The 14,477-nt window shown below is 70.3% G+C and carries 16 protein-coding genes; 3 read left to right on the top strand and 13 right to left on the bottom strand.

Annotated features, from left to right (window positions below):
- Window positions 1–21 precede the first annotated feature (21 nt).
- The 11 genes from SD455_RS12010 to SD455_RS11960 all read right to left on the bottom strand — a co-directional run bounded on the left by SD455_RS12010 (window position 22) and on the right by SD455_RS11960 (window position 11,084).
- The gene (locus tag SD455_RS12010; RefSeq protein ID WP_083277573.1) at window positions 22–897 is read right to left on the bottom strand and encodes a 1,4-dihydroxy-2-naphthoate polyprenyltransferase; all 876 of its coding nucleotides are present in this window, start codon (window positions 895–897) and stop codon (window positions 22–24) included.
- A 58-nt stretch (window positions 898–955) separates the two neighbouring features.
- The gene (locus tag SD455_RS12005) at window positions 956–2,137 is read right to left on the bottom strand and encodes an AMP-binding protein (RefSeq protein WP_070160734.1); all 1,182 of its coding nucleotides are present in this window, start codon (window positions 2,135–2,137) and stop codon (window positions 956–958) included.
- Between the two features lie 59 nt (window positions 2,138–2,196).
- Window positions 2,197–3,324 (bottom strand): aldo/keto reductase, encoded by a 1,128-nt coding sequence (locus SD455_RS12000; RefSeq protein WP_083277574.1) that lies wholly within the window; start codon window positions 3,322–3,324, stop codon window positions 2,197–2,199.
- Between the two features lie 110 nt (window positions 3,325–3,434).
- The gene (locus tag SD455_RS11995) at window positions 3,435–4,421 is read right to left on the bottom strand and encodes a 1,4-dihydroxy-2-naphthoyl-CoA synthase (protein WP_445508235.1); all 987 of its coding nucleotides are present in this window, start codon (window positions 4,419–4,421) and stop codon (window positions 3,435–3,437) included.
- A gap of 66 nt (window positions 4,422–4,487) precedes the next feature.
- Window positions 4,488–5,156: a CoA transferase subunit B gene (locus SD455_RS11990; RefSeq protein ID WP_085437072.1), complete on the bottom strand. Its 669-nt coding sequence runs from the start codon at window positions 5,154–5,156 to the stop codon at window positions 4,488–4,490.
- 7 nt (window positions 5,157–5,163) lie between these two features.
- Complete coding sequence (locus SD455_RS11985; protein ID WP_070160736.1) at window positions 5,164–5,946, bottom strand: CoA transferase subunit A; 783 nt, start codon at window positions 5,944–5,946, stop codon at window positions 5,164–5,166.
- Window positions 5,947–6,064: 118 nt separating this feature from the next.
- Window positions 6,065–6,862, bottom strand: a complete 798-nt coding sequence (locus SD455_RS11980) for a 3-hydroxybutyrate dehydrogenase (RefSeq protein ID WP_344682018.1) — start codon at window positions 6,860–6,862, stop codon at window positions 6,065–6,067.
- Between the two features lie 81 nt (window positions 6,863–6,943).
- The gene (locus SD455_RS11975) at window positions 6,944–8,356 is read right to left on the bottom strand and encodes a GntP family permease (protein ID WP_085437079.1); all 1,413 of its coding nucleotides are present in this window, start codon (window positions 8,354–8,356) and stop codon (window positions 6,944–6,946) included.
- Between the two features lie 126 nt (window positions 8,357–8,482).
- Window positions 8,483–9,646: a PucR family transcriptional regulator gene (locus tag SD455_RS11970; RefSeq protein WP_445508234.1), complete on the bottom strand. Its 1,164-nt coding sequence runs from the start codon at window positions 9,644–9,646 to the stop codon at window positions 8,483–8,485.
- A 45-nt stretch (window positions 9,647–9,691) separates the two neighbouring features.
- A complete protein-coding gene (locus tag SD455_RS11965; RefSeq protein ID WP_070158852.1) occupies window positions 9,692–10,225 on the bottom strand; it encodes a GNAT family N-acetyltransferase in 534 nt (177 codons plus the stop codon).
- Window positions 10,226–10,358: 133 nt separating this feature from the next.
- The gene (locus tag SD455_RS11960) at window positions 10,359–11,084 is read right to left on the bottom strand and encodes a glycoside hydrolase family 11 protein (RefSeq protein ID WP_070158853.1); all 726 of its coding nucleotides are present in this window, start codon (window positions 11,082–11,084) and stop codon (window positions 10,359–10,361) included.
- Between the two features lie 257 nt (window positions 11,085–11,341).
- On the opposite strand from SD455_RS11960, the gene SD455_RS11955 reads away from it, so the two are divergent.
- A complete protein-coding gene (locus tag SD455_RS11955) occupies window positions 11,342–12,160 on the top strand; it encodes a YwaF family protein (protein ID WP_445508233.1) in 819 nt (272 codons plus the stop codon).
- On the opposite strand, the gene SD455_RS11950 is transcribed toward SD455_RS11955, so the two are convergent.
- Complete coding sequence (locus SD455_RS11950; RefSeq protein WP_070158855.1) at window positions 12,067–12,834, bottom strand: hypothetical protein; 768 nt, start codon at window positions 12,832–12,834, stop codon at window positions 12,067–12,069. The genes SD455_RS11955 and SD455_RS11950 overlap by 94 nt on opposite strands.
- 58 nt (window positions 12,835–12,892) lie before the next feature.
- On the opposite strand from SD455_RS11950, the gene SD455_RS11945 reads away from it, so the two are divergent.
- Both SD455_RS11945 and SD455_RS11940 read left to right on the top strand, forming a co-directional pair.
- Window positions 12,893–13,885 (top strand): DUF2332 domain-containing protein, encoded by a 993-nt coding sequence (locus tag SD455_RS11945; RefSeq protein WP_070158856.1) that lies wholly within the window; start codon window positions 12,893–12,895, stop codon window positions 13,883–13,885.
- Window positions 13,882–14,070 (top strand): hypothetical protein, encoded by a 189-nt coding sequence (locus SD455_RS11940; RefSeq protein WP_070158857.1) that lies wholly within the window; start codon window positions 13,882–13,884, stop codon window positions 14,068–14,070. Before SD455_RS11945 ends, SD455_RS11940 begins: the two co-directional genes overlap by 4 nt.
- Here SD455_RS11940 and SD455_RS11935 read toward each other — a convergent pair.
- Window positions 14,051–14,422 (bottom strand): hypothetical protein, encoded by a 372-nt coding sequence (locus SD455_RS11935; RefSeq protein WP_070158858.1) that lies wholly within the window; start codon window positions 14,420–14,422, stop codon window positions 14,051–14,053. The two genes, SD455_RS11940 and SD455_RS11935, sit on opposite strands and share 20 nt — an antisense overlap.
- Between the last annotated feature and the right edge of the window lie 55 nt (window positions 14,423–14,477).

The following is a 14,477-nucleotide window of genomic DNA, read 5'->3' as shown; positions in this document are numbered from 1 at the left end:
CCGGATCAGCACAGCACCTGATCAGCCCAGCAGCATCGCCGCGGCCATCGTGGCCGCGAACGCCAGGCTCACCTGGCCCGTCAGCTGCAGCACCGTGATCAGTGCACGCCCGGTGTGCCGGCGCGAGAGCATGATCCGCACGGGGCCGGCGCACAGCGGCCACACCAACAGCACCAGCAGGAACCACAGGTTCTGCGCCACCAGCGCCAGCGGCAGCAGCACCGCCACCCCGATCATCAGCACGTAGCTGATCCGCGCCTTCCGCTCCCCGAGCCGCACTGCCAGCGTCATCTTCCCGGACTCGCGGTCCGTGGGGATGTCCCGCACGTTGTTGGCCATCAGCAGCCCCGAGGCGATCAGCCCGGCGCCCACCGCACCCACCCAGGCGGCGGGGCTCAGCTGGGCGGCCATGACCCAGGTGGTCCCCAGGGTGGCGACCAGCCCGAAGAAGATGAACACCATCACCTCACCGAGCCCCAGGTACCCATAGGGGCGCGAGCCGCCGGTGTACCACCAGGCGGCCAGCACGCACACCGCGCCGACGGCGAGGAACCACCACATCCCTGACAGGGCCACGATCACTACACCGGAGGCACCGGCGATGCCGAAGGAGATGAACGCGGCGGCCTTCACCGCACCCGGGGACGCAGCCCCCGAGGCGGTCAGCCGCATGGGCCCCACCCGGGAGTCATCGGTGCCGCGCACACCGTCGGAGTAGTCGTTGGCGTAGTTGACGCCCACCTGCAGGGTCAGCGCCACGATCATCGCCAGCGCGCCGATCAACAGGTCGAAGGAGCCCAGCCCGGCGGCCGCGGCGGTGCCGATCACCACCGGGGCCACCGCCATCGGGAGCGTGCGGGGGCGGGAACCTGCGATCCATTCTGCGGTGGTGGCCACGGGACTCCTTCGATGGGGGACGGATGGGGGTGGGTCGGGTGCGCGTCCGGTCAGCAGGTCAGCCGGAGAACATCTGGAGCAATTCTCGCCGATCCGGCTTCCCGGATGTCAGCAGGGGCAGGGCGGCCAGCACGTGCAGGTCCTTCGGCACGGCCGCGGGGCCCAGCGTCTCCCGCACCGCCTCCCGCAGGTCGCCCAGGGTGTCGTCGGTGCGGGTGACGGCGGAGAGCACGACGGCGGCGCAGACTCGCTGCCCCCAGTCCGGGTCCGGGGCGGCGCCGACGAACGCGTCGCGCACTCCGGGATGGTCCAGCAGCACCGCGCGCACCCGCTCCGCGGAGACCTTGACCCCGCCGGTGTTGATGACGTCGTCGGCGCGGCCGGAGATGCTCAGCTCAGGCGTGGCGCCTGGGGTCTCGGCAGGCGTCAGCTCCCCGAGATCGTCGGTGAGGTAGCGGCGGTGCCCCATGAGCGGCTCCACGTCGAAATGCTCGGTGGTGAGCTCCGGGTCGTCAAGATAGCCCAGGGCGACCATGGGACCGGCCAGTCGGACCCGGCCGGCGTCGTCGGTGTCCACGGTGACGCCGGGAAGGGGATGGCCGTCATAGACGCACCCCCCGCAGGTCTCGCTCATGCCATAGGTGCGGACCACATGCAGGCCGGCCTGATCGGCTCGGCGCAGCAGCGGCGCCGGGGAGGCGCCGCCTCCGAGCAGGATCGTGTCCATGCTCCGCAGCGCGGACAGCGTCCGGGGATCTCCGGCCTCCAGGAGCCTGCCCAGCTGGGTGGGCACCAGGGAGACGAAGCGAGGCTCAGCGGTCAGCTGCTCGGCGGCGCCCGCGAACGCCGCGGGATCGGTGGTCCCTGTCAGCAGCGGCACCGGGACGGTGCCGGCCACCAGGCTGCGGGAGAGCACGGCCAGGCCCGCCACATAGCTGGGCTGCAGGGTCAGCAGCCAGTGCCCGTGTCCGCCGAGTGCCGCCGCCGTCGCGTCGGCGGAAGCCTGCAGCGCGGCGGCGGAGAGCAGGGTCTGCTTCGCCGTCCCGGTGGAGCCGGAGGTGCGCACGACGACGGCGGGGGCCTCACCGTCGCGGCCATGGTCCGTCGCGTCGGGGCGGTGCACCCAGCGGGGGGCGTCGTCGTCGGCCGGAAGGAATTCGATCGGGGGCGTCGCGCCACGGAGGGCGGCGTCGAGCGCCTCCAGGGCGGGCTCGATCCAGGAGTGACCGGTGCGGCTCATCGGGCGGTGGATGGGTCGGGGGTCGCTGTGACGACTGTGGGCATGATCCGCTGACCCGCTCAGCCTCGGGCCCCGAACTGTTCCGCCACCTGCTCGCCGATGGTGCCGATGATGTCCCGATCGGCCGCGCCCAGTCGTTCTCCGGCCATATCCGCCTGGTGCCAGTGCGGGTACATGATCTCCGGCCGGCCGACGCGGTCGATCGTGGTCCGGTCCTCCTCGGTGAGCTCGAGCGCGGCATAGCCCAGCAGGTCCTCCAGCTGGTCGAGGTTCCGGGCCGCGACGGCGGTGTTGTGCACTCCGGGACGGGTCAGCGTCCACGCCAGCGCCACCTGCGGGATGGTGGCGCCGTGCCTGCCCGCCACCTCCTTCAGGGCGTCGACGACGTCGTAGAGGCGGTCCCAGTCCGGCACGCGCATCTCCTGACCGGTGCCGTCCTTGAGGCGGGCAGGGCCGTCGGGCTGCTGTCCCCGGCGCCACTTTCCGGTGAGCAGGCCCATGTTCAGCGGACTCCACGGCTGAGTGGAGATCCCCGCGTCCAGGGCGGCGGGGATCTGTTCGTACTCCGCGGTGCGGGTGTAGGCGGAGTAGAGGATCTGCTGGGCGACCGGCTTGACGAAGCCGTGGGCCTCGCAGACTCGCAGGGCCTTCTGCAGCTGCCAGCCCATGTAGTTGGAGACCCCGTAGTAGCGGATCTTGCCCGACCGGACCAGAGTGTCCATGGTCTCCAGCGTCTCTTCCAGCGGAGTCTGGCCGTCCCACTGGTGCAGGTAGAACAGGTCGATGTGGTCCCGGTCCAGCCGGGCCAGGGAACGGTCGACCTCTCGCAGCAGGTGCCAGCGAGAGGCGCCGCCGTCATTGGGACCGTCACCGATGACCATGCGGGCCTTGGTGGTGATCAGGAAGTCCTCGGCATGGTCGAGCTTCTTCAGCGCCGCGGCGACGACCTCCTCGGCCACTCCGCGGCCGTAGAGGTTGGCGGTGTCGATCAGGTTGATCCCGGCCTCGTGCGCGCGGGACAGCATCTCTGCGGCACGGTCGGCGTCGAGGTCGCCCATGTGCGTGAGCTCCTCACCACGGCCGAAGGTCAGCGTGCCGAGGGCGATGGGGGAGACCCGGAGGCCGCAGGTGGGGGAGAGCTGGCGGTAGAACGGCGTGGAACCAGTGGGGGCGTCTGGGGTGCTCACAGTGTGTCCTCCTTAGACGGGACGGCTGACGTTGCCTCCGGACGCGTGGTCGCTAAACGTCGCGTCAGTGCGCTCAGAGCGACCATATCTCCGGAGTCAACGTCAGGGTCTCAGAAGTAGTACGGGTAGCTGGACCAGTCCGGGTCCCGCTTCTGCAGGAACGCGTCTCGGCCTTCGACCGCCTCGTCGGTCATGTACCCCATGCGGGTCGCCTCCCCGGCGAAGACCTGCTGACCGGCCATGCCGTCGTCCACCGCGTTGAAGGCGAACTTCAGCATCCGCACCGCCTGCGGGGACTGGGCGGCGATGTCGGCGCACCATTCGAGCGCCACCTGCTCCAGCTGCTCATGGTCCACCGCCTCGTTGACGGCCCCGGCGGCGACCATGTCGTCGGCCGAGTGCTCACGGGCCAGGAAGAAGATCTCTCGGGCCTTCTTCTGGCCCACCTGACGGGCCAGCAGGGCGGAGCCGTAGCCGGCGTCGAAGGAGCCCACCGTGGCATCGGTCTGCTTGAACCTCCCGTGCTGCTTCGACGCGAGGGTGAGGTCGGCGACCACGTGCAGAGAGTGCCCGCCGCCGGCGGCCCAGCCGTTGACCACGGCGATGACGACCTTCGGCATGGTGCGGATCAGCCGCTGCACCTCCAGGATGTGCAGCCGGCCGGCCTGGGCGAGGTCCACCGTCTCGGCGGTCTCGCCCGAGGCGTAGCGGTAGCCGTCCCGACCGCGGATGCGCTGGTCCCCACCGGAGCAGAAGCTGTGCCCGCCGTCCTTCGGGGAGGGGCCGTTTCCGGTGAGGATCACCGCGCCGACGTCGGGCGTCATGCGCGCATGGTCCAGGGTGCGGTAGAGCTCGTCCACCGTGCCGGGGCGGAACGCGTTGCGGACCTCCGGCCGGTCGAAGGCGATGCGCACCGCGGGCAGATCACGCAGGATCCGCCCGTCCGCGTCCCGCTCCACGCGCCGGTGGTAGGTGATGTCGGTCAGCTCGAAGCCCTCCACCGGGCGCCACTGCCAGGGGTCGAAGACGTCGGAGACCTTCTCGGGAAGCTGCGGTGCGTCAGCGAGGGGTGCGTCAGAGTTCAGTGCGTCGGTCACGCCCAGAGTCTACCGACAGGCGGGAGGCCCGCGCGGCGCCGATCAGTCCAGCTCGCGGCGCAGCTCTCAGTGCAGCTCCACACCGGTGGCCTCGCGCACCTGCTCCTCGCTCACCCCCGGTGCGGTCTCCACCAGCTGCAGGCGCGGCTCGGCCTCGGTGCCGACGACGTCGATCACCGCCAGGTCCGTGATGATCCGGTCCACCACGCCCTTGCCGGTCAGCGGCAGGGTGCAGGCGGGCAGGATCTTCGGGGAGCCGTCCTTGGCCACGTGGTCCATCAGGCAGATGACCCGCTCGGCCCCGTGCACCAGATCCATGGCGCCGCCCATTCCCTTGACCATCTTGCCCGGCACCATCCAGTTGGCGAGGTCACCGTTGGCGGCCACCTGCATCCCGCCCAGCACGGCGACGTCGATCTTGCCGCCGCGGATCATCCCGAAGCTGGTGGAGGAGTCGAAGAACGCCGCGCCCGGCAGGACGGTGACGGTCTCCTTGCCGGCGTTGATCAGATCGGGGTCCACCGCATCCTCGGTGGGGTAGGGGCCCACCCCGAGGATCCCGTTCTCTGACTGCAGCACCACGGTGCGCTCGGCGGGGATGTGGTTCGGGATCAGGGTGGGCATGCCGATGCCCAGGTTCACGTAGGAGCCGTCGGGCAGCTCGTCGGCGGCGCGCGCGGCCATCTGGTCACGGGTCCAGCCCGCGCGGGTCTCGGTGCTGAAGTCGCTGCTCATGGCAGGGTCACTCCTTCTCGTCGCTGCGGACGGTGCGCTTCTCGATGGGCTTCTCGATCTCCGTGCCGACCTCCACGACGCGGTGCACGAAGACCCCGGGGAGGTGGACGGTGTCGGGGTCGATCTCGCCCGGCTCCACCAGCTCCTCCACCTGGGCGATGCAGATGCGGCCGGCCATGGCCGCGTCCGGGCTGAACTGGCGGGCCGCCTTGTTGAACACCAGGTTGCCGTGCCGGTCGCCCTTCGCGGCGTGCACCAGGGAGAAGTCGGTGACGATCGACTCCTCCAGCACGAACTCCAGCTCGCGTCCGTCATGGACGGTGAAGGGACGCACCTCCTTCGGGGGAGATTCCTGTGCGACTCCGCCGGCGCCGTCGTACTTCATCGGGATGCCGCCCTCGGCCACCTGGGTGCCGACGCCGGAGCGGGTGTAGAACGCCGGGATCCCGGCACCGCCGGCGCGCATCTTCTCCGCCAGGGTCCCCTGCGGGACCAGCTCCAGCTCCAGCTCGCCCTCCAGGTACTGGCGGGCGAATTCCTTGTTCTCGCCCACGTACGAGGACGTCATCTTCGCGATGCGCCCGGCGGACAGGAGGATGCCCAGTCCCCAGTCGTCCACGCCGCAGTTGTTGGAGGCCACCGAGAGCCCGGAGGCCCCCTGCTCCAGCAGCGCCTCGATGAGCTGGATGGGGTTGCCGGAGAGGCCGAAGCCGCCGACGGCGAGCGAGGCGCCGTCGGGGATGTCGGCGACGGCCTCGGCGGCGGTCGCCACGGACTTGTCGATGGTCATGGGTCCTCCTCGGGGACTCGGTGGCTCTGGATCGGTGCAGGTCTGTGTGGGTCTGTGTGGGTCGTGGTGGTCGGTGCGGATCTCTGGTGGGGAGGCCGGCGTCGGTGGGAGCGGCCCGTCAGCTCGCGGTCCACCCTCCGTCGATGGCGTAGGACGTGCCGGTCACCATGCCGGCGGCGTCGGAGGCCAGCCAGGTGGCCAGGGAGGCGACCTCCTCGGGCTCAACCAGTCGCTTCACCGCGGACTCGGTGAGCATGATGCGCTCCACCACCTCGTCCTCACCGATGCCGTGGAGGCGGGCCTGGTCGGCGATCTGCTTCTCCACCAGCGGGGTGCGCACATAGGCCGGGTTGAGACAGTTGGAGGTCACGCCGTGGTCGGCGCCCTCCAGGGCTGTGACCTTGGACAGGCCCTCCAGCGCGTGCTTGGCGGCCACATAGGCGGATTTGTAGGCGCTGGCGCGCAGCCCATGGACCGAGGAGATGTTGAGGATCCGGCCGAAGCCGCGCTGGTACATCCCGGGAAGCGCGGCGCGGATGAGCAGGAACGGGGACTCCACCATGAGGCGGTGCATGAAGCGCCAGGCCTCGGGGTCGAACTCATGCAGCGGGGACACCCGCTGGACGCCGGCGTTGTTGACCAGGATGTCGGCGTCAGGCACGCCGGTCTCCTCACTCAGCTCCTCCAGCGCGGAGGTCTCGGCCAGGTCCACGGTCCATGCCCGGCCGCCCACCTCGGAGGCCAGGGCCGTGGCGGCGTCGCCGTCGCGGTCGCAGACCGTGACCTCCGCGCCGGCGGCGGCGAAGGCCCGCACGCAGGCCGCCCCGATGCCGGAGGCCCCTCCGGTGACGACGGCGCGTCGACCGGCCAGCGCGTCGGCAGGGATCGGCGGGGTCCGGGTGGGCTGGGGGTCCATGGATCTCCTCCTGGGGAACGGGGGTGAGGTTGGGGCGATCAGCTGTCGGGGCGGGCAGGTCTCGGGACTGGCAGGTGCGGATCAGAAGCCGCCGACGGCAGAGACCAGGGCGATCAGCGCGGCCACGACCAGCACCGGGATGACAAGCGTCACCATACCGATGTCCTTGTACGACTGGCGATGGGTGAGCCCGCACACGATCAGCAGGGTGACCACCGCGCCGGAGTGCGGCAGGGTGTCGAGTCCGCCGGCGGCCATGGCCGTCAGACGGTGCATCATCTCCAGGCTCATCCCCTCCGCCTCAGCCATGGCGCGCAGGTCCCCGCCGAGGGCGTTGAGCGCGATCGTCATGCCGCCCGAGGAAGAGCCGGTGAGACCGGCGGTGATGGAGGTGGTGACCACCGAGGTCACCAGCGCGTTGGCGCCCATGCCGAACACCGAGTCGCGGACCACGGCGAAGGCGGCCACGGAGGCGACGACGGCCCCGTAGCCCACCTCGGAGGCGGTGGAGAAGATCGGCAGCATGGAGCGCTTGACGCCGTCGCTGAACCCGACCTTCAGAGTGCTCCACTGGCCGAAGTTCATGGCCACGATCAGCAGCACCGCGGCCACGATGGCGACCAGCACGGCCCACAGGCCGGCCCGGGAGTCGTAGGCGATGGACCCGAAGGTCTCCTCCTGCAGGTAGGACCAGTCCAGGGCGGGGAAGATGACCAGGGTGCAGGCGAAGTTCACGGCGAAGACCATCAGCAGCGGCAGGAACGGCACGATCCGGTTCGGCGGGGCCAGGGTGATGGTGACCTGCGAGCCGTCGTCGGCGGAGCCTCCGATGACCTTCTTGGACTCCGGGGACTCGAAATGCTCGCCCTTGGTGATGAGGCTGCGACGCCGGTGCTCCAGCCACAGCAGGCCGAGGCCGAAGATCAGCACACCGCCGAGGATGCCGACGCCGGGGCCTGCATAGGCTCCGGTGTCGAAGAACTGCCCGGGGATGATGTTCTGCACCTGCGGGGAGCCCGGCAGGGCCGTCATGGTGAAGGTGAAGATGCCCAGCGCGATGGTGCCCGGGATGAGCCGACGGGGGATGTCCGCCACACGGAACAGCTCGCGGGCCAGCGGGTACATCACGAAGGCGACCACGAACAGGCTGATGCCGCCGTAGGTCATCAGGGCGGAGGTGATCACCGTGGCGGCGATGGCGCTGCGGCTGCCGATCCAGCCGGTCACCGTGCGGGCGATGGACTCCGCGTATCCGGTGACGGTCATCAGGATCCCGAAGATGGCCCCGACCAGGAAGATCGGGAACCAGCTGCCCACGAACCCGGCCATCGCGGGCATGAACACCTCGGTGTAGGAGGCCAGGATCGGGGCCCCGGAGAACACCAGGCAGACGACGGCGGAGATGGGGGCGGCCAGGATGACCGGCACGCCCCGGTAGGCGAGCGTGATCAGCAGCAGCAGGGACACGATGATGCCGATGATGCCCAGGATCATGAGGTCTCCTCTTCGGAGGTGGTGGTCGGGCGACGGGATCTCGTCGCCGTGGACCAGCATGCTCCGCGGACTGTGATCTGGGCTACATCGACATGTTCAACGCTGGGGCGCGGATCTTGTGTCCAGCTACGAAGCACCGCCACGAGGTGGGCCGGACCGTCGGGACGCCAGCGCCCATGAGATCTCGATCAGGGTGTCCAGGTCGCCCAGATCTGCCCCGGCGATCTCGCCGAAGCGCTGGAGCCGGTAGCGCAGCGTGTTGACGTGCACGGGGATGCTGCGGGCTGCCAGGGGGATGCTCAGCCGGTGGGTCAGGTACGCCTCCAGGGCCTCGAGCACATGCTCGCCGAAGCTGCCGGTGTCCTCCAGCGGCGCCAGGTAGCGCTCCCTCAGCAGAGCGGTGACCTCCGGAGAGGCGTGCACCCCGGCCCGCCAGGACAGGCTCTCCAGATCCACCAGCCCGGTGCGGCCCACCGCCCCGGCGGCGCGCAGGGCCGCAGAGGCGGATTCGAAGGATCGTGGCAGCTCGTCCAGCGCGACGGCGGGGCCCAGCGCCGCGGTGAGCCGGGCCGGGTGGATTCCGGGAGTGGGTTCTCCGATGACGATCCCCACCAGCGAGGAGGCGCGGACTGCGGTCAGGATCCTCACTCCGGCCCGCTCTGCCCAGTCGTCGAGGGCGCGCTGGCGGTCGACGTCGGCCTCCGGGTGGGAGTCGGCGGCCAGGGCGCGCAGCGGCGCGGAGGTGGGGACGTCGTAGAGGGCCGCGCCCCGGGCCAGCTCCGCGGGCTCCATCCACGTGGCGACGGCGTCGCCGATCCATGCCGCCCGGCGTGTGGAGTCGGCCAGAGCTCGGGCGAGGTCCTTGTCCTGGTAGACGAGCACCGCCCGGGAGGAGAAGGCGTCTCCCAATGCCCAGAGGATGGTGGAGGAGGCCAGCACCTGGTCGGCGGGAATGCGGTGGGCCGGGGCGTGCTCCAGCAGCCGGTGCAGGATCACGGACATGCACACTCGGAAGCCCGCCAGCACGCTGCCCACGGGCACGCCTTGGGCATAGCGCTCCGAGGCCAGCGCGTCGGCCTCGCTGACGTCCTGCGGGGAGGGCTCGAACCCGGCACGCACTGTCCGGATGCTCAGGGCGATGTTGCGCCGCACGGAGGACTCCAGGGCGGAGTCGGGGACGTCGTCGTAGCCCGGTACGGTGGCGCGGATGTCACGGATCGTCTGCTCCAGGATCGTGTCGTCCTGCTCCAGGGCGGTGAGGAGCCGCTCCCAGTGCTCATCCGCTGTCATGGGTGTCACGATACCGCCGCCGTCGCGGGGTGCAGAGGACCAGTCTCAGACGCCGAACGGTGCGGGGTACCGGATCGTCCCCGTCGGCAGTGGGCAACCGGTGAGGCTGAGTGCCATCAGAGCCTCGTCAGGGACGTCGAAGCCGACCCTGATCCCGTGGGAGGAGGCTCGTTCGAAGCCGAACCGGGGGTAGTACTCAGGGTGGCCCAGCACGACGACGGCGTCCTCGCCCAAGTCCCGGGCGGCGTCGAGGCCGGCGCGGGTGGCGGCCGATCCCGCTCCGGTGCGTTGGTGAACCGGGACGACCGAGCAGGGAGCCAGGGCCAGGGCCGGCATCTCACCGATGTGGCAGCGGGTCAGCAAGGCGTGGCCCACCGGCTCACCCTCCGGTGTCAGCGCCAGCATGGAGAGCCCGGGGATCCAGGCAGGGTCCTGCCGGAGAGCGTCCACCAGATCTGCCTCGGCGCTGGTCTCGAAGGCGGCGCGCGTGATGCGGCGCACGGCGGCCGCATCGGCGGGATCCGTCGGCGATTCGGGGCGTGTGCGCCACCCGGACGCTCGGGCCGCGTGACTGGTCATGCGGCTCACGATACCGCCGCCGTCGTGGGTTCCGGCCGTTCTGCACCCCGAAATCACGTCTGCCTCACCAGATATGGCGGTGCGATCGTGATTCCGGGGTGCAGAGTCTCGGCCTGGGGTCAGGGCCTGCGCATCACGGGGCGGTGTGGACCGTCACGGACGAGCTGCCGGAGGACTGGTAGCCCTCGGTGGCCATGACCTGGTAGTCGTGGCTGCCCAGCGGCATGCCGGCCTGCTCCCACGCGTGGAAGTGGTTCGCCGTGGTGATCGACCCGCTGGTGCGCGTGTCATGCCGGACGCTCCAGTACTGCTGGAACGTCTGGGTGCCGTCGATCGACGGCTCCTCGACCCGAGTGGTCTCGTAGATGTCGTAGTAGCTGCCGTCCGACCAGAAGGTGCCCTTGTAGTCACCGGTGGGACGGTAGGTGCCGTAGTCCTCGATGATGTAGTACTCCACGAGCGGGCCACGGGTCCAGCCGTAGAGGGCCAGGTAGCCGTTGCCCGACGGGTTGAACGTCGCGGAGTAGTCCACGGTCCGGGACGTACCGGTGGACCAGCCCTTTCCGACGACGAAGTTCCCGGTGTCGCCCCACTGCGTGGAGTAGCTGCCGCCCGGTTCCAGGTTCATGGTGATGGTCCCGGGGGCGTCGGTCCAGAACGTGTAGAAGTAGCCGTCGTGGTATCCCTGGGTGTCCTCGTAGACGGGCTGGGCCGAGGCTGGGGTGGCCAGAACGGCCCCGCACAGCATGGCCAGCGCAGCAGCGACGGCGACGGCGCGGCGGTGCAGAAGTCGGCGGATGCGGCCGGTGGACGGGGGTCGTGTCGCCGTCCGGGCGGGCGGCGTCTGAGCGGTGGTCATGGGAATGTCATCACCTTTCGTAGGAATGTTCATGTTCCGGCGAGGAAGGTGATCAGGCTTCCGTGGCCGGTTCGGAGCTGTGTACCGGGTTGCGGCACCGAGGGTGCGGCGGGAGATCGGCGGGTGAGCTCATTTTGTTCTCCCGATGAACGAAAATGTAGTGCACGTCACATCTCCTGGCAAGTGTTCACCTCTCTCGGGGTGAGTCTTCGTGACGGACTGTGGGGCCGAGACCGCTTCACACGTACAGTGGAGATGTGAGCCCTGTGATCGCCGCCGCCGCACCTGAGGTCTTCGGCGGGCGCCATCTGGCTCTGCTGGGACTGGCGGCCGTGCTGGGCGTGGTGGTCGTCTGGGGCGCCCGACGGCTGCGAGGCCATCCGGCTGAGCACCGTGTGACCTGCCTGGCGGGCTGGCTGCTGCTGGCGGCGTCGTTGGCCTGGATGGGCTGGTGGATGCTCCCGGAGAACTGGGACATCGGGCGCTCACTGCCGCTGCATTACTCGGACGTGCTGCGCATCATCGCGGCCGTCGCGCTGATCCGGCGCTCCCGCTGGGCGGTGGCCATCACCTGGTACTGGGGCCTGACGCTCAACACCCAGGCGCTGCTGACCCCGCATCCCAGTCAGCTGCGGTTCTCACCGGTGGAGTTTCCCTTCTACTGGGGGCTGCACATCGCGGTGCTGCTGGTGGCGCTCGTCGTCGTCTGGGGACTGGGCCACCGGCCGGGATGGCGAGACTTCCGCATCGCCTACGCGGCCGTGCTGGGGTGGGCGGCGATCGTCATGGTCCTCAACTCCTGGCTGGGCACCAACTACGGCTTCCTCAACGAGCTTCCCCCAGGCGACTCGATCCTGGATCTGCTGGGCCCGTGGCCGATCTACATCCTCTGGGAGATCGTGCTCGTTGCTGCGGTATGGGCGCTGATGACGCTGCCCTGGACACGACCGCGGCCCGGAACACTGACCACGCGGACGGCCCGTCAGCGCAGCGCGGGCGGCAGCGGACGGGGCCGGTACCGCGCCACGAAGAAGCCGCGCCAGAGCCGGGGCACCGAACCCGGAGCCCCGGACTGATACGGCGACGACGGCGCGTCCCCCTCGCGCTGCCGGAGCACCACCGCGCTGTGAGCCGGGGCGCCCGGATCGTAGGGGTGGTTGGGGTCGTAGAGCAGCAGTTCCAGCTCGCCCGCCGGGGAGCGCCGGTACCCGTGGCAAACCGCCTGGTGGTTGCGACCCAGCGCCGAGGGGCGCAGCGAGTGGACGCTCACCAGCCCGAGGACCACGGGGACGCCGTCGTCGAGCGAGGCCAGGGCGCGCCGAACCTCCCTCCGGGTGAGCCCGATCAGCCACCCGGTGGGCATCGCGCTCCACGTCAGGTACCGAAGTCCGTTCAGGGCGCCGTGCCAGCCGCTGAGCATGCTGTGGCGTTGGCGGGCCCGAATGTGATCGGCCAGCGGATGCCCGTCCGGCGGGACGCCCGGAGACGTCCCGTCTGCGGTGCGGAAGTCCTCAGACGTCGACGGCGGCACCTTCGCCTCGGCGTGGAGGTGGTCCAGCGCGGAGAACGCCATCCCGCCGCATCGCCCGCGTCCGGTCCAGGTGACCTTCCGGCCCACCACCGGGGGCAGTCGGCCGGAGAAGAGCACGTCCACGAAGCGGTTCGGGAACCGGAAGGCATGGCGCCGGGGATCGAAACCGGTGCGGCGGCCGAGGTCCGCCGAGGCGGGGGACTCCGGGATGCGCTCCATGGGTTCACCGTACCGGAGGGTCCTTCCGCGGATGCTGAGCTGGCCGTAGGGTGTGGGTATGCGGGAGATCACACACGACGGCGACCTGGACCACCTGCGCGAGTTCTACCGGCATTTCGGGCACGTCGAGGCGGCCCCGGTGTCGGTGCTCTACGAGGACTGGGCCCTGGGGGTCGCTGAGGACACCGAGGTGCTCGACCGCCTGCTGGCCCTGCCTCCGGAGAAGCGCCAGCCGAACCTGCTCTTCGCCGCCGCGCGGCTGCACGGCACTCCGCTCAAGGCCTGGGCGGACGCCCGCCCGCAGATCCTCGCCCACTGGGAGGACATCACCACTACGATGCGGGAACGGCGCACCCAGACCAATGAGCCCGGGCGCAGCGCGGTGCTGAACCTCGCCCTGTCCCGGATCGAGGGCCCGGTCGCCCTCATCGAAGTGGGAGCCTCCGCCGGCCTGCTGCTCTACCCCGACTGCTGGGAGATCCGCTACGGCACGGCTGCGGGCCCCGTCACCCTGGAACCGACAGGCCCGGTGCGCGCCGAGGTGGAGCTGGACTGCGGGCTGGAAGGCATCGAGCCGCCGTCATCGCTGCCGGAGATCGCCTGGCGCGCCGGCGTGGACCTGAACCCGCTGGACCTTCGCCGGGAGGAGGACCGGGAGTGGCTGGAGCATCTGGTGTGGCCGGGCATGGAGTATCGGCTGGACCGCATCCACGCCGGCGCCCAGCTGGTGGCCGCCCAGCCGCCGTCGATCGTGCGCGGGGACCTGAACGGGATGCTGCCCCAGCTGCTGGACCAGGTGCCCTACGGGGTCACCCCGGTGGTGTTCCATTCGGCGGTGCTCGCCTACCTGCCGCTGGAGGACCGCGAGTCCTTCGCGCGCCAGGTGCGGGCCTCCCACGCCCGGTGGATCTCCAACGAGGGCTCCCGGGTGCTGCCCGAGATCACCGAGAAGCTGCCGCAGGGTGGCGACACCCCGGACTTCGTGCTGGCCCTCGACGGCGAGCCGATCGCCCGCACCGGCCCCCACGGGCAGTACGCCCAGGCACTGTGACTCTCAGGGACCGCGCTCGGCTGGCGGAGGCGCAGCGGCTGCTGGACGGGCTCGGACTTGACGACATCTCCGGCGTCGAGGGCTGGGCGCTGGCCGGGACGCTGCCCATCGGCGTCGACATCGAGGACTCCGATCTGGATGTGGCCCTTCTGGACGACGACGTCGTCAGCGCGTGGTGCCGCTGAAGCCGTCGGAATCGCCAGAGTCGCCGGGGTGGCCAGAGTCGCCGTGGTCGGGTTCGTCGCTGTCCGGTTCGTCGGTGGACTGCTGCTCGAGGCTCTCGAGCCGGGCCTCCAGCATGTCCAGGCGCCACCGGTCCTCGGCGGTGAGGTTCTCCTCGGCCCGGGTCGGGATGTGCGGCTCCTCCAGCTCCGGAGCGGCAGGACGCCTCTCCAGCTCGGAGAGGCGCCTCTTGAGCTGCTCGAGCTCCTCACGGTCGCCCGGTGCCCCGATCCCGCGCTCTGTCCGCGCCGTGACCACGGCGACGATCCCGCCGACGATGATGGCGGTGAGGACGATCCAGGCGAACCACGGCATGGCCTCACGGTAGCAGGGGGTCAGGCGAGCGCCCTACGAATTCTTGACCGAGACA

Source organism: Nesterenkonia sp. K-15-9-6 (assembly GCF_052656005.1).
Note: the sequence above shows the minus strand (reverse complement) of the source record. Positions and strands in the feature narration are given on the sequence as shown.

Excerpts from the sequence above, each read along its gene's own strand:
- SD455_RS11935 (WP_070158858.1), bottom strand. The coding sequence starts at position 14,422 with ATGCCGTGGTTCGCCTGGATCGTCCTCACCGCCATCATCGTCGGCGGG.
- SD455_RS11980 (WP_344682018.1), bottom strand. The coding sequence starts at position 6,862 with ATGGACCCCCAGCCCACCCGGACCCCGCCGATCCCTGCCGACGCGCTG.
- SD455_RS11975 (WP_085437079.1), bottom strand. The coding sequence starts at position 8,356 with ATGATCCTGGGCATCATCGGCATCATCGTGTCCCTGCTGCTGCTGATC.
- SD455_RS11970 (WP_445508234.1), bottom strand. The coding sequence starts at position 9,646 with ATGACAGCGGATGAGCACTGGGAGCGGCTCCTCACCGCCCTGGAGCAG.
- SD455_RS11950 (WP_070158855.1), bottom strand. The coding sequence starts at position 12,834 with ATGGAGCGCATCCCGGAGTCCCCCGCCTCGGCGGACCTCGGCCGCCGC.
- SD455_RS11985 (WP_070160736.1), bottom strand. The coding sequence starts at position 5,946 with ATGACCATCGACAAGTCCGTGGCGACCGCCGCCGAGGCCGTCGCCGAC.
- SD455_RS11990 (WP_085437072.1), bottom strand. The coding sequence starts at position 5,156 with ATGAGCAGCGACTTCAGCACCGAGACCCGCGCGGGCTGGACCCGTGAC.
- SD455_RS11965 (WP_070158852.1), bottom strand. The coding sequence starts at position 10,225 with ATGACCAGTCACGCGGCCCGAGCGTCCGGGTGGCGCACACGCCCCGAA.
- SD455_RS11945 (WP_070158856.1), top strand. The coding sequence starts at position 12,893 with ATGCGGGAGATCACACACGACGGCGACCTGGACCACCTGCGCGAGTTC.
- SD455_RS11960 (WP_070158853.1), bottom strand. The coding sequence starts at position 11,084 with ATGACCACCGCTCAGACGCCGCCCGCCCGGACGGCGACACGACCCCCG.
- SD455_RS12005 (WP_070160734.1), bottom strand. The coding sequence starts at position 2,137 with ATGAGCCGCACCGGTCACTCCTGGATCGAGCCCGCCCTGGAGGCGCTC.